Genomic DNA, 13,916 nt, shown 5'->3' on the forward strand with positions numbered 1-13,916 from the left:
CACGACGAGACGAATCACGAGATCCTTGCTGGACAAGGAAACGCCGGGTGGCCTCTGCCCAAGGGTCACACCGGCACGGGCAGCACGGTCATCGCGTGCCGCACCAACCGGATCAAGGCCATCTTGCTCGAGTCCCGATCCCGCGCGTCGCACATGACGATCGGCATCCGATCCGGGACGGCCAGTGCCTCACGGATCTCGTTCGCGTCATAGCGGGGCGCGTTATCGAAGCAGTTCACCGCGACGACGAAGGGGATCTGCCGACGCTCGAAGAAGTCGATCGCAGCGAAGCTCGCCTCCACCCGCCGGGCATCGACGAGCACGATCGTCCCGATCGCACCGCGTGCGAGGTCGTCCCACATGAACCAGAAGCGCGCCTGGCCCGGCATGCCGAACAGGTACAGCACATGCCGTGTCGAGATGGTGATCCGGCCGAAGTCGAGCGCGACCGTCGTCGTCGACTTCCGCTCCACACCGGAGAGGTCGTCCACGTCGGTACTGGCCTCAGTCAGCAACTCTTCCGTGGTCAGCGGCGGTATTTCGCTGACCGAGCCGACCATGGTTGTCTTCCCGGCGCCGAAGCCGCCCGCGATGATGATCTTGACTGGTGCCGGGACCATGGCCTTCCCTCTGTCGTCAGTACTTGATAAGTCCATCGAGAACCGCCTGGAGTGTTTCGAGGTCCGGCGCCTGCGCCGGTTGATGACTTGGGGACCGAGTGATGACGAGCCCGTGCTGGATCAGGTCGCCACACAGCACTCGTACGACTCCGAGCGGGACCTTCACATAGACCGCGATCTCCGCGATCGAAATGGCCTCCCGGCACAGCTGCAGAACCGCACGGTGCTCCGGGGTCAGTCCGGCCGGTTCCTGCTCCGTCCGCAGGGTCCGTACCTGGGTGGACAGGTCTAGCCGCTCGCCCTCGGACGGTGTGCGCCCCCTGGTGATCGTGTAGGGCCGGACCAGCGGTCCCGCGGCCTCGTCATACCAGCCATCATCCCCACTCACGTGGCCTCCGGCACCGCGTGCGCGGCTTCGCGCGGAGCGGACGACAGATAGTCGCCGACGCGCTTGACCAGCCGGTTCATCTCGTAGGCGATCATCTCGACGTCCACGTCCTCTTCCGCCAGTACCGCGAGGCATGCTCCCTGGCCCGCAGCCGAAACGAAGAGGTATCCATACTCCATCTCGATCATGTTCTGCAGCACCCGGCCGCGGGAGAACTGCTTGCTCACCCCCTTGGCCAGGCTCTGCAGGCTGGATGCGATGGCCGACAGCTGATCCGAGTCGTCCTTGCTCATGCCGGACGACTTGCCGATCAGCATCCCGTCGGCGGACAGCACGACGGCGTTCTGTGCACCGACCACACGGTTCACAACGTCATCGAGCAGCCAATTGAGATCGGGTTTGGAGTTCCCGTGCTCGTTCATACTGAGAGACCTTGACTTCCTGTGCGCACGTTTCTATTTGGACTTTCCTGTAGCCGTCGCGGTTTACGAGTCTTCGAACCCGTCGCGTCCTCGGCGAGTGCCCTTGTGGAAGGCCGCGAGCGTGCGCACGGTGACCTCTCCTGGAGGCAGGTCGTTCTGGTCGTCGTCGGGCTCGTCCCGTAGCTGGGTGACGAGATTCTGTTGCGGCTCGCGCCGGGGCAACCGAGGCCGATCGCCACCCCCTTGAAGGGGGCCCGCGCCGTGCGCCCCCTCCGGGACCGCGGGGGGCCTGTCCGGCAAGGAGCCGGCTGGAGACGGCCGGGGCGCTGGGTACGGACGCGTCTTGCCATCCCGCGTCGCGGGGACCTGACCAGCGGGTGATCCGGGCGTGTGCACGGCGTCTGGCGAGCGTTTCCCCGGCTGTGGGGCGGGTCCGCCGATCGGTGCGAGTACCGGGGCGGCCTCCGTCGAGGTGAACTCGGCATCGCCGACCAGGTCCACCTGCTGTTCGCCCGCCAGGTGCCGGGAAGGAATGAGCACGGTGGCCCGCAGGCCGCCGTACCGGGACGGATCGAAGGTGACCGTGATCCCGAGCTTGGCGGCCAGGCGCGCGACCACGAACAGGCCGAGGCTGGAATCGGCCCGCAAGGCCATCGCGTCGAACTCGGGCGTCTTGACCATCATCTCGTTGGCCCATCCGAGAACTCCCGCCTTCATCCCGAGTCCCTGGTCCGACACGTCCACCACGACCCCGCGGGCAACCAGGCGGCTGGTCACCTCGACCGCGGAATCGGGCGGCGAGAACGTCGTCGCGTTGTCGACCAACTCGGCGATCAGGTGAATCGTGTCGGCGACCGCGACCCCGACGATCGCGACGTCGGCGACCTGTTCGATCTGGACCCGCGAGTAGTGCTGAGTCTCCGAAACAGCCGCGCGCAGTACCTCCATCAGCGTGACCGGCTTGCGCCAGCGGCGGCCAGGTTGTTTGCCGCCGAGGATGATCAGGTTCTCGGTGGTGCGGCGGGCACGGGTGGCGAGGTGGTCGAGCCGGAACAACGACGCCAGCTGGGTCGAATTTTCCTCCCGGCTCTCCATCTCGTCGAGGATCTGCAACTGCTGGTGGACCAGGATCTGGTTGCGGTGTGCGATGCCGAGAAACACGTTGTGCACGCCACTGCGTGCCTTGGCCTCACTCGCCGCGGCGCTGACGGCGGTGAACTGGGCAACGTTGAACGCTTCGGCCACCTGTCCGATCTCGTCCCGGCCGTGGTCGAGCTGAGGAAGCTCTTTCTTCACGTCGACCGGTTCCCCGTTCTTCAGCCGGTCCACGATCTTCGGCAGCCGGTCGCGGGCGAGGTCGAGCGAATCGTTGCGCAACCGCGCCAGACGCGTCATCAGCGCGCGATCCACGAGCGACCGAGACACTCGTACCGCGACGATGATCGCGGCCAGCGAGGCGAGCAGCGCGACGATACTGCCGATGATCGCGTTGCGCAGTTGGGCGTTGCCAGCCTCGATCGCAGCCGCCGAGACCTTGTCGGCCTGGTCGATGGCGATACCGTTGAGTTGCTGGGCGACCTGGTTCGCCGCGTTCTGCCAGTCGGCGGTGGTGACCGGCACGCTGCCCTGCTCACCGCGCGCCCACGGGCCGTGCTTGACAAGCGCGTCCTCCGCACTGGCCAGTTGCGTCCACGCCGCGCTGTCGATCAGGGCCTGGTACTTGTCCCGGACCCCGGCATCGAGGAACGGCGCGATCTGGGCCAACTCCGTGCGATAGAACCCGGCCAGCTGGGTGAACCGGACAAAATCGTCCGGTGCGAACTGTCCGCCCGCGAGTGCCGTCGAGACGAGCGAGCCCTCTCGGGACATCATGTCACCAGCACGGAAGACAGCGGTCGCGGTGATACCGCCGTGCGCCGCCTCGGCCTCCGGCACGATCCGGGCCTGGGTGTCGAACAGGTTCGACGCCGTGTCCAGTACCCCGTTGTAGTAGCTGTTGACCTGCGTGCGGTCGATGGTCCGGAAGTTGACCTGCGAGCGCACCACCGGTAGCTGGTCGAGCCGGTTCCGCAACTGGTCGATCTGGGTCGCGATCTGGTCTGGCGCGTCGGAGATCGTCGCGTCGAACGCGGACCGCAGCGCCGCAAGTTTCCCGTCCGTCGCCTCTTGCTGTTCCCGCAACCCCGCTTGCCCCGGCCCGGCATTGTCGAGGTATCGCAGGGCGATCTGCCGTTCCTCCTGGAAGGCGGCCAGCGCGGTGGCGGCGGGAATCGACACCTGACGCACCGAGTCCGCGACCAGACGGACGTAAAGACCATTGATGAAGAAGTACGACGACACCGCGGTCCAGAGCACCAGCAGCGTCACGCTGGGGATGAGGACGGTCCTGGTCAGCCTCTTACGGATCGACTTGTTGTACGGCTTTTCAGACTCGTCGTTGTTGGCTTTGTTCGGCACGAGGGTTCTCAGACTCCTGAGTGACAGTCGACGAAAAGTGAGGCCCGGCCGGAAAGGCAGATACGACGATGGGACACAGCAGCAGCCGCCGTCACCAACCCTCGCCTCACCCTCCAGTCGCTGCGGAACAGACCGGGAATCGATTTCTACCACGGACCGCTTGGTCGCGGTGGCCCCCGTCCAGCAAGCCAGGTTCCACCGGCAGCAAGCGAGGCGCCGCAGCTTCCAAATCGAGGTGATTACCCATTTTCGCGAGTGTTTTGACGCCGGAGCAGAATCCGTCGTCCTGCAACCTAGGCCAAACGGATGAAAAAAGCCTCGCCGCGACCCCACGCTCCGTCACCAACGGCCTCCGGCCGAGGGCTTCGCATCCTGCGACGACGGTCATGAATTCGGGCTCGCCGGGCAGCAGCGCCGAACAAGCGATCTGCGCGTGGATCAATCAGTTACCGAATCGGAATATGACCTGCCACCGACCCAGTGTGCCCGGCGCCGCGCTCGACCCTTGGCAGCCCGCTTAGCCACACGGGATGAACTCGATTCGCCGATGGTGCGGATAGCGCCGTATGAGGAAGTTTCCGACAGTCCCCGGCGCCGTGTTGGCCGTTGTGCTCATGACCACCGCCGCCACCGCGGCCGGCCCGGCACCCCGCGAAGCGGAGGCCGATAACCTCGGTCTGTCTCCCGGGGTCGCGAGCCATACGGTCACATTGATCACCGGTGACACGGTCGCCGCAACACGGGAAGCCGGCGGCGGATTGGCGCTCACGCTCGTCGATCCCGACCCGCTGTCGGCGCCGGGTCATACCGAATTCACTCGAAGCCGCGGCGGCCTCGTCGACAGCTACCTCGTGCCGCACGCCGCCACCCCCCTCGTGCAGTCGGGCGCGCTGGACCTTGAACTGTTCAACATCTCCGGCCTGATCCGACAGGGTTACGACGACGCCAGCATGGACACGCTCCCGCTGATCGTGGAGCACGAGGCAGGCGAGCGCCTGTCGACACGAAACGCTCGTACCGACCGGGTACTGCCGAGCCTGGGCCTCACCGCGCTGTCCGAGGTGAAGGGGGATGCCGAACGGTTCTGGCAGCGGCTGACCGGGGGCGCTGACCACCCGGCTGCTCGCACTCTCGTCGGCGGGCCGAAGAAGGTCTGGCTCAACGCGAGGATGCGGCAGTCGCTGGACGCGAGTCTGCCCCAGATCGGCGTTCCCGTCGCCTGGGAGGCAGGACATACCGGGAAGGACGTGACCGTGGCGGTGCTGGACAGCGGTATCGACGCAGCCCATCCCGATCTGGCCGGCACGGTGACGCAGACCAAGGACTTCACCGGCACGGGTTCCACCGACGACCGGGTGGGCCACGGCACGCACGTCGCCGCGACGATCGCCGGCTCGGGCGCGGCATCGGAGGGTCGCTACACCGGCGTCGCCCCCGACGCCCGGCTGCTGGTGGGCAAGGTGCTCGACGACCACGGCCAGGGACAGATGGACGACGTCATCGCCGGCATGGAGTGGGCCGCGGGAGAGGCAGGGGCCGCGATCGTCAACCTGAGCCTCGGCGGTGAGCCGACGGACGGGACGGATCCTGTGTCCCAGACACTGAACAAGCTCAGCAAGCAGCACGACACCTTGTTCGTCGTCGCCGCGGGCAACGCCGGCGAATTCGGCGCCGAGACCGTCGGCGCTCCCGCTTCCGCCGATGCCGCTCTCGCCGTCGCCAACGTCACCAAATCGGATGTACCGGCCGAGCGCTCGAGCCGCGGCCCGCGAATACGGGACGGCGCGGTGAAACCCGAGATCGCGGCTCCGGGGACCGGCATCGTCGCCGCACGCGCCGGGGGAACGCAACCCGGCGAGACGGTCGCCGAGCACTACACGAAACTGTCCGGCACCTCCATGGCCGCCCCACATGTCGCGGGAGGTGCCGCGATTCTCGCGCAACAACACCCGGACTGGGGTGCCGAACGACTCAAGGCTGCCCTGATCGGCACCGCGGCACCGGTCGGGGACGCGGGGGTGTACACCGTGGGGTCGGGACGACTCGATCTGGCCCGTGCTACGGCCGAGCAGGTCCACCCGGTCACCCCGACCGTGCAGGGTTTCCTGCCGTGGCGGGGCGAGAAGCGGTTGCGCCGCACGGTCACCTACGCCAATTCCGGACCGGAGGCCGTGACCCTCGACCTGAACCTGACGACAACCGACGCCGCGGGAGACGCGGCGCCGGCACGCCTGGCAGTGCCTTCGGCCTCGACCGTGACGGTTCCGGCCGACGGCACCGCCGACGTCGGCATCACCATCGACCGAGGCAGGGCCGAACCGGGGCAGTACTCGGGAGTCCTGCTCGCGACAACAGCAGCGGGCACTCGGCTGCGCACTCCGGTCGCGGTACACGTGGAGCAGGAGATGTACGACCTGACCGTCGCCGCGCTCGACCGCACCGGCAGTGCCCGGAGCGGACATGACGGGCAGGTTTTTCTCTTCGACATCGACCGCGGCGCTGTTCGGTTCGTCGGCGGTGGTCAGCGAGTTCGCGTCCCACGCGGAAACTACACCGTCGTCGCCCTCGTGCTGACGCCGGAGAACGGCAGGGAGGACTCACTGTCGGTCCTGGCGCACCCAGCGCTGGCACTGCGGCGAAACACGACCGTCACCCTCGACGCGCGCCAAGCCGCCAAGGTCCGAATCGAGGTCGACCAGCCCGCCGCCCGCGCCGGTATGTGGGTGACCAGAACCGGAACCAAGGCCACGCACCCTGAAGGTTGGGCACCATCGGTCGTGAGCATCGTGGACCCGCGGTTCGGCGATTTGTACGCGGGTTCCACTCCAGGTGTTTCCTCCCCCGAGTTCTATTCCGGACACAGCGCACGCCTGATCGAACCCGCGCTGGAACTGTTCGGGGAAAGCGATCCACGCCACGAGGTGCAGGCGGGTTGGCTGAGCGCTCCACCGGAAGCAGGCAGTCGCAGGCACCGGCTTGCGCACGGCGGTCAGGGACGGCCCGAGGACCTCGACGGCATCGAGGTTCAGGACCGGATGGTCGTTCTCGACCTGCCGGAGGACACCGATTGGCCGGATCTGCACCAGCGCGTCACCGCCGTCCGAGATCGTGGTGGCGCACTGGTGGCCGTTCGGCACCTGCCCGGGCCCGCGGCGCTGGCCGGCGCCGGAGGCGGGGACCGGGAACCCCTCCCCCTGCCGACGCTGTCACTCGGGGTCGGCGCCGAGCCGTTCGCCGAACTCGCCGAGTCCGCGGGCACGGCGGAACTGACGGTGCGGGACTCCACCGAGCACTTCTACGAGCTGACCTTCCCGGAGACCGGCCAGATGACGACCTCGCCGGTCTACTCCGTCCGTACCGCGGAACTGGCCGCGGTGACGGTGGCGTATCACGGAGCGGCCCCGCAGCAGTACGGCACCGGGATGTGGTCGACCCTGCAGGCGCACGGGCTGTCGTGGGGACCGTCGCTGTCCGGCATCGGCACCGACGTGCCCGCGAACTCCGAGCGCGTTGAGCACTACACACCCGGGGACTGGCGTCTTCAGCGGCTGTTCAACTTTCCCGACGGGGACGGGCTGCGCGCTGCGATGCGGCTCGAGGGCGGCAAGTCGTACCGCCTCGAACTCGACGCCGCCGTGATGGGGCCGGGCTTCGAGGGGCACGCGCTGGACGAGCGGGGCGAGCCTCGGCCGTGGGCGCGCAGGGTCGGTGACCGGATGGACATCACGATCCCGTTGTTCTCCGACGCGGACGGGCACTGGCGCACCGCCGACCCCCGAGCCGAGGTCGACACCGGTTCGACCACTCTGTTCCATGAGGGTGCGGTCCTCGGTGAGTCCACTGTGGCCGGTCACGGGGAGTTCACGCTGCCGCGGCAACACTCCGGGGAGTATCGTCTGGTGGCCCACGTCGACCGGGAGCAGCCGTGGTGGCCGCTGTCGACCTCGGTGCGGTCGGACTGGACGTTCCACAGCGGACCGGACCAAGACCAGGTGTTGCCGCTGCTGGCCGTGCGGTACGCCCCCGAAGTCGATCTCACCAACGGTGCGCAGGGTGGCAGCGAGTTCTCGATTCCGGTGACCGTGACCCGTCAGGACGGCGTTCCCGATGGCGTCGGACTCGAGATCGAGGTGTCCTACGACGACGGCAGGACCTGGAGCGCGACCCGTGTCGACCGCGACGGTGATGCGTGGAGCGCGACGGTGCGGCATCCGGCCGACGGCTTCGCGTCCCTGCGCGCCACGGCCACGGACTCGGCAGGCAACCGCGTCGAGCAGACGATCATCCGCGCCTATCGAATCGGAGGATGACCCTCCGCTGAGCGCACCCGGCCCTGGCGCCGCCCGCGGTGCTTGACAGCACGGGAACGCCCCCGCATTCTTACTCTCAAGTAGCTGTTACCAGTGGTAACAGACATCAGGGTGGCCGGGTGCGCTCGGCGTGGAGGAGCAGGATGACCACAGCGTTCAAGGTCGTGATCGTCGGTACCGGGTTCTCCGGTCTGGGGCAGGCGATCCAGCTCGAGAAGGCCGGGATCCGGGACTACGTCATCCTGGAGAAGGCACTCGAGGTGGGCGGGACCTGGCGGGACAACTCCTACCCCGGTTGCGCCTGTGACGTGCAGTCGCACATGTACTCCTTCTCCTACGAGCAGAACCCGCACTGGTCCCGGTCCTTCTCCCCGCAGCCGGAGATCTTCGACTACCTCAAGGGCGTGGCCGACAAGTACCGGCTGCGGGACAAGATCCGTTTCGGCGTCGAGATCACTGGCGCCCGGTGGGACGAGGACCTGTCACGGTGGACGATCAGCACCACCGGCGGCGAGCAGTACAGCGGCCAGTTCCTCGTCTCCGGGGTCGGCGGGCTGCACATCCCGCAGATCCCCGAACTGCCGGGCATCGAGAACTTCCGTGGCCAGAGCTGGCACTCGGCACAGTGGAACCACGAGTACGACCTGACCGGTAAACGGGTGGCCGTGGTGGGGACCGGGGCCAGCGCGATCCAGTTCGTCCCCCGGATCGCCCCTCAGGTCGACCAGCTGCACCTGTTCCAGCGCACCCCGCCGTGGATCATGCCGAAGCCCGACCACGCCATGCCCGGCTGGGCGAAGGCGCTGTTCGCCAGGGTCCCCGCCGTCCAGCGTGGGTACCGCAACCTCCTGTACTGGTTCCTCGAATCGCGGGCGATCGGCTTCAACGGCCACCCTGGGCTGATGAAGGCGGGTGAGTTCGTCGCCCGGCGGCACATCGCCAAACACGTGCAGGATCCGGCACTGCGCAGCGCCGTGACCCCGGACTACACGATGGGGTGCAAGCGGGTGCTGATCTCCAACGACTACTACCCCGCGCTCAACCGGGACAACGTCGACGTCCGCACGGAAGGGATCGCCGAGATCCGCGAGAACTCTATTGTGGACAACTCTGGTGCCGAGCACGAGGTGGACGCGATCATCTACGGCACCGGCTTCCGGGTCACCGACGCGCTGGAGTACCTGGACATCGTCGGGACCGGCGGCCGGAACCTGGCCAAGGAATGGGCCACCGAAGGAATGCAGACCCATCTCGGCATCACCGTGTCGGGCTATCCGAACCTCTTCTTCCTACTCGGCCCGAACACGGCACTCGGGCACAACTCGGTGGTGTTCATGATCGAGGCCCAGTCCCGCTACGTCGTGGACGCGATCAAGCTGGCCGACCGGCACAGGGCGGCTGCGGTGGACGTGCGGCCGCAGGTGCAGCACAGTTTCCAGCGCCGGATCCAGGACCGGTTGGTGAAGGGCGTGTGGACGCAGGGCGGGTGCAAGAGCTGGTATCTCGACGCCAAGGGCGTGAACCGCACCATCTGGCCGGGTTTCACCTGGCGCTACTGGATGCGGACCCGCACCGTGAACCCGGGCGACTACGAGCTCACCGGGCACGCTGAGCGGAGGACGAAGGAGCGGGCGGCATGAGCGAGGCGGAGGTCAGGGACGAGCAACTCGTGCTGCGGGCACGGGACGTGCGGTTCGACTTCTCGGCGCTGCCGATGCACTGGATCCCCGGCGAACCACAGGCCACGCACACGGTCAACGCGCTGCAGTTGCTGCTTCCCGAGGGCGAGCGCTGGTTCGTCCAGGTTTTCAAGCAGGCCCTGCCGCTGATCAGGGACGACCGGCTGCGCGAGGACGTGCTGGGGTTCATCGGGCAGGAAGCCATGCACGCGGAGGCCCATGCGGGCGTGCTCGAGCACTACAAGGCGCACGGCCTCGACGCGGAGCCGTACACCCGGCAGACCGAGTGGATCTTCCGCGGCCTGCTCGGCGACCGGGACCTCACCGGACGGGCCAAAGAGGAATGGCTGGTCGAGCGGCTGTCACTGATCGCCGCGATCGAGCACTACACAGCCTTCCTGGGGCAGTGGGTCCTGGACGCGGACGCCCTGGACCGCGTTGGTGCCGATCCGGTCATGCTCGACCTGCTGCGCTGGCACGGTGCGGAGGAGGTCGAGCACCGCGCGGTCGCGTTCGACCTGTTCCAGCATCTCGACGGCCGCTACCTGCGCCGCGTCCGCGCGATGGCGGTGGTCACGCCGGTCATGCTCTGGCTGCTCGTTCGCGGCACGCGGTTCCTGATGACGGCCGACCCCGTCCTGGCAGGCCGGACCCCCGCGACCTGGCGCGCCGCGCTCGCGGCGGGCAGGCGCGGTGTGCTGCCCACGCTGCGCGGGGCACTCCGCGAGATCCGGCCGTACTTCTCCCGCGGCTATCACCCCAGCCAGACCGGTTCGACCGAACAGGCCGTGGCGTACCTGGCGTCCTCACCGGCCGCGCAGTCCGCGCCGTGAGCGGACGCAGGGGCCGGAGTCCACTGCCGCCGGACCTCCGCGGCCGTGACCGCGGTGACCGTGCGCTCGCGCCCCTGCCCGCGGTCGTGCGCGTCTACGAGCAGTTGTCCAGGATCAGCGGACGGCGCAGGCCGCCGGTCACCGCCGTGGACAGGGACCTGCGGCTGGTGATCACCCGGATCGCCGTGGAGGCCGAGGACGTGGTGAGTCTCCAGCTGGCGCGGCCGGACGGGAGCGCGCTGCCGTTCTGGCGGCCCGGCGCCCACATCGATGTCGTGCTGCCTTCGGGCAGAGTCCGCCAGTACTCGTTGTGCGGCGACACGCACGACCGCACCCGGTACCGCATCGCGGTGCGGCGGATCGACGAAGGTGGTGGCGGGTCCACAGAGGTGCACGAGGCACTGAAACCGGGCGCCGAGCTGACGGTGCGCGGGCCGCGCAACGCCTTCCCGTTCGTCCCCGCGCGGTCCTACCTGTTCATCGCGGGCGGAATCGGCATCACCCCCATCCTGCCCATGGTGCGCTCGGCGCGGGCCGAGGGCGCGGACTGGCGGCTGGTGTACACCGGCCGCTCCCCCGGCACCATGCCGTTCACCGGGGAACTCGCCAGTTACGGCGAGCGCGTGTGGCTGCGCCCGGACACCGAGTACGGAGTCCCTGCCTCCGGGGCCGAACTACTGGAACACGCGCCGGCCGGGGCGGCCGTGTACTGCTGTGGACCGCCACCGATGATCGCCGGTGTCCGGGTGGACCTGGCGCGCGGCCCAGCCCGGCCCGTGCACTACGAACGGTTCGCCGCGGCCCCTGTCGTCGACGGGAGACCGTTCCGGCTGCGACTGGCCCGCTCCGGCCGCGAACTGACCGTGCCTGCCGACCGCACCGCGTTGGAGGTGGTGCGGGAGGTGTTGCCCGATGTCGCGTACTCGTGCAGGCAGGGTTTCTGCCGGACCTGTGTGGTCCGGGTACTCCACGGGGAGGTGGACCACCGCGACGCGGCGCTGACCGACACCGAACGCTCGGACAGCATGCTGGTCTGCGTGTCCAGGGCACGCCACGACGAGCTGATCCTGGATCTCTGAGCGCCCACATCGGGTCAACTCGTGCACAACCCCCTCCAGCCGGGCGTGTCACGCTGGTATCTATCGGCCGCTCATGGTGGAAGATGTCCCGGTGCATCCGCCCCAGACAGCACCAACTCCAGCAGCTCCGACCCCCGACCACGTCGACAGCCTCGCCGCGGTGCTCGACCTCGTCCGCTCCGGGACCGCGACGACACGACCGGAGATCGGCCGGAAGTCCGGTCTCGGCCGGACCGTTGTGACGCAGCGGGTCAACCAGCTCACCGACTGCGGCCTGCTAGAGGAAGGACCGCTGGGTCCCTCAAGTGGCGGCAGGGCTCCCCGGGAACTGCGCTTCCGCGCGCACGCCGGAGTGGTGCTCGCTGCCGAACTGGGCGCGACCAGCGTGACGGTCGGAGTGGCTGACCTCGCCGGGCAGATCCTCACCCAGCTCGAGGAACCGACGGATATCGCGCTCGGCCCCGATCAGGTTCTCGGGCACGTGGAGGAACTGTTCGACCGGCTGCTCGCCCAGGTCACCGCGAGCACAGGCGGCAGTTCGACGGCGACCTGGGGAATCGGCATCGGCCTACCCGGTCCGGTCGAGTTCGCCACCGGACGGCCCAGCGCACCGCCGATCATGCCGGGCTGGGACGGGTATCCGGTCCGTGACCGGCTCGCCCGCCGGTTCAACGCGCCGGTGTGGGTGGACAACGAGGTGAACACGATGGCCCTCGGCGAACTGAGGGCGGGATCGGCCAAGGGTGAGCGGGACATCCTCTACGTCAAGATCGGTACCGGGATCGGGGCCGGTCTCATCTCCGGTGGCCAGTTGCACCGGGGCAGTCAGGGCTGCGCGGGAGACATCGGCCATGCCGCGGTCACCGAGGACACCAGCGTGGTGTGCCGCTGCGGCAACACCGGCTGCCTCGAGGCCTTCGCCGGTGGCGCCGCGCTCGCGCGTGAGGGGCTCGCGGCCGCGGAGGAGGGCCGCAGTGAGTTCCTCGCCAGGGTGCTCGCCGAGAGCGGCACCGTACGGGCCGTGGACATCTCCCGTGCGGCACAGAGCGGCGACCGGACGTCCGTCGCGCTGCTAACCCAGGCGGGCAGGCTGGTCGGCAGCCTGCTGGCGACGCTGGTCAGCTTCTACAACCCGGCGCTGGTGATCATCGGCGGCGGGGTGGCCGGAGCGGGCGACCTGCTGCTGGCCGCGGTGCGCGAGTCGGTCTACCGCCGGTCGCTGCCACTGGCCACCCGCGAACTCCGCATCTCCCGTTCCACCCTGAGCGACCAGGCGGGCCTGGTGGGTGCGGCCTTCATGGTGATCGACGAACTGTTCACCCCGGAACGGCTTGGGCGCTGGGTGGAGATCGGCTCGCCTGCCGGGTTTCCGGAGCTCGTCGACGTTCCACTGCGAACGCCGGTCCTTTAAGGTTCCGCACAAATCTCATTTCAACAACCTACTGGCGGGTTTCGCCAAATCTGGAGCGATGCCAGCACGCGAACAATCCGCGACCCGTGTCTACGGCGGCCGCACAGCCGCCGACCGCAGGGCCGAACGCAGGCAACGCCTGCTCGACGCGGGACTCGAGCTTTTCGGCACGGAAGGTTACGCGGCCACCTCGATCGAGAAGCTGTGCGCCGCGGCCGGGGTGTCGACCCGCAACTTCTACGAGGAGTTCAGCGGCCGTGAAGCGCTGCTGATGGCCCTGCACGACGACGTGATCGCGCGGGCGGTCTCGGCGGTGGCCGTCGCGTTCGCCGACGCGGGCGACGGTGGCGTCCCCGTGCGGGTGAAGCTGGCAGTACGCGCGTATCTCACCACCACCGCGGCCGATCCACGCTGGGCTCGCCTGTCCTATGTAGAGGTCATCGGGGTCAGTGCCGCCGTGGAACAACACCGGCTCGCGTGGCGCGAACGGTGGGTGGAGCTGCTCGTCGCAGAGGCGGAAGGTGCGGTCGTGCGTGGTGAGGCGGCGCCGCGTGACTTCCGGCTGGGGGCGGTCGCCCTGATCGGCGCCGTCAACGAACTGGTCTATCACTGGTCGCGCGGCGGGCACCGGATTCCCATCGAGGACGTGATCGACGAGGTGGTGCGGCTGGCGACCGCGGTGATCACCGCAACCTGAGCTGGCGTCGCGTCAGCGGT

10 protein-coding genes are annotated in these 13,916 nt (G+C 68.4%); 6 read left to right on the forward strand and 4 right to left on the reverse strand.

The features are described from left to right. Positions 1-65: 65 nt before the first annotated feature. From BM199_RS12780 to BM199_RS12795, 4 genes are all read right to left on the reverse strand, one after another. Positions 66-620 carry a GTP-binding protein gene (locus BM199_RS12780; RefSeq protein ID WP_091673115.1) on the reverse strand — a complete coding sequence of 185 codons (555 nt, stop codon included), beginning with the start codon at positions 618-620 and terminating at the stop codon, positions 66-68. A 16-nt stretch (positions 621-636) separates the two neighbouring features. Beyond that, the gene (locus tag BM199_RS12785) at positions 637-1,008 is read right to left on the reverse strand and encodes a DUF742 domain-containing protein (RefSeq protein ID WP_091673117.1); all 372 of its coding nucleotides are present in this window, start codon (positions 1,006-1,008) and stop codon (positions 637-639) included. Continuing rightward, positions 1,005-1,430: a roadblock/LC7 domain-containing protein gene (locus BM199_RS12790; RefSeq protein WP_091673118.1), complete on the reverse strand. Its 426-nt coding sequence runs from the start codon at positions 1,428-1,430 to the stop codon at positions 1,005-1,007. The genes BM199_RS12785 and BM199_RS12790 overlap by 4 nt, the downstream gene beginning before the upstream one ends. Positions 1,431-1,493: 63 nt before the next feature. After that, positions 1,494-3,887, reverse strand: coding sequence for a sensor histidine kinase (locus BM199_RS12795; protein WP_091673120.1), 2,394 nt, complete (start codon positions 3,885-3,887; stop codon positions 1,494-1,496). Positions 3,888-4,453: 566 nt separating this feature from the next. On the opposite strand from BM199_RS12795, the gene BM199_RS12800 reads away from it, so the two are divergent. From BM199_RS12800 to BM199_RS12825, 6 genes are all read left to right on the forward strand, one after another. Then, positions 4,454-8,197 (forward strand): S8 family serine peptidase, encoded by a 3,744-nt coding sequence (locus BM199_RS12800; RefSeq protein WP_091673122.1) that lies wholly within the window; start codon positions 4,454-4,456, stop codon positions 8,195-8,197. A gap of 143 nt (positions 8,198-8,340) precedes the next feature. Next, the gene (locus BM199_RS12805) at positions 8,341-9,837 is read left to right on the forward strand and encodes a flavin-containing monooxygenase (RefSeq protein WP_091673123.1); all 1,497 of its coding nucleotides are present in this window, start codon (positions 8,341-8,343) and stop codon (positions 9,835-9,837) included. Next, positions 9,834-10,709 carry a metal-dependent hydrolase gene (locus BM199_RS34240; RefSeq protein ID WP_091673125.1) on the forward strand — a complete coding sequence of 292 codons (876 nt, stop codon included), beginning with the start codon at positions 9,834-9,836 and terminating at the stop codon, positions 10,707-10,709. The genes BM199_RS12805 and BM199_RS34240 overlap by 4 nt, the downstream gene beginning before the upstream one ends. After that, positions 10,706-11,788, forward strand: coding sequence for a PDR/VanB family oxidoreductase (locus BM199_RS12815; RefSeq protein ID WP_245788315.1), 1,083 nt, complete (start codon positions 10,706-10,708; stop codon positions 11,786-11,788). The genes BM199_RS34240 and BM199_RS12815 overlap by 4 nt, the downstream gene beginning before the upstream one ends. A gap of 73 nt (positions 11,789-11,861) precedes the next feature. Further along, positions 11,862-13,199: an ROK family protein gene (locus tag BM199_RS12820; RefSeq protein WP_091673127.1), complete on the forward strand. Its 1,338-nt coding sequence runs from the start codon at positions 11,862-11,864 to the stop codon at positions 13,197-13,199. 58 nt (positions 13,200-13,257) lie between these two features. After that, the gene (locus BM199_RS12825; RefSeq protein ID WP_091673129.1) at positions 13,258-13,896 is read left to right on the forward strand and encodes a TetR/AcrR family transcriptional regulator; all 639 of its coding nucleotides are present in this window, start codon (positions 13,258-13,260) and stop codon (positions 13,894-13,896) included. The last annotated feature ends 20 nt before the right edge of the window (positions 13,897-13,916 follow it).

It is taken from the genome of Amycolatopsis marina (genome assembly GCF_900111885.1).
GTDB lineage: Bacteria > Actinomycetota > Actinomycetes > Mycobacteriales > Pseudonocardiaceae > Amycolatopsis > Amycolatopsis marina.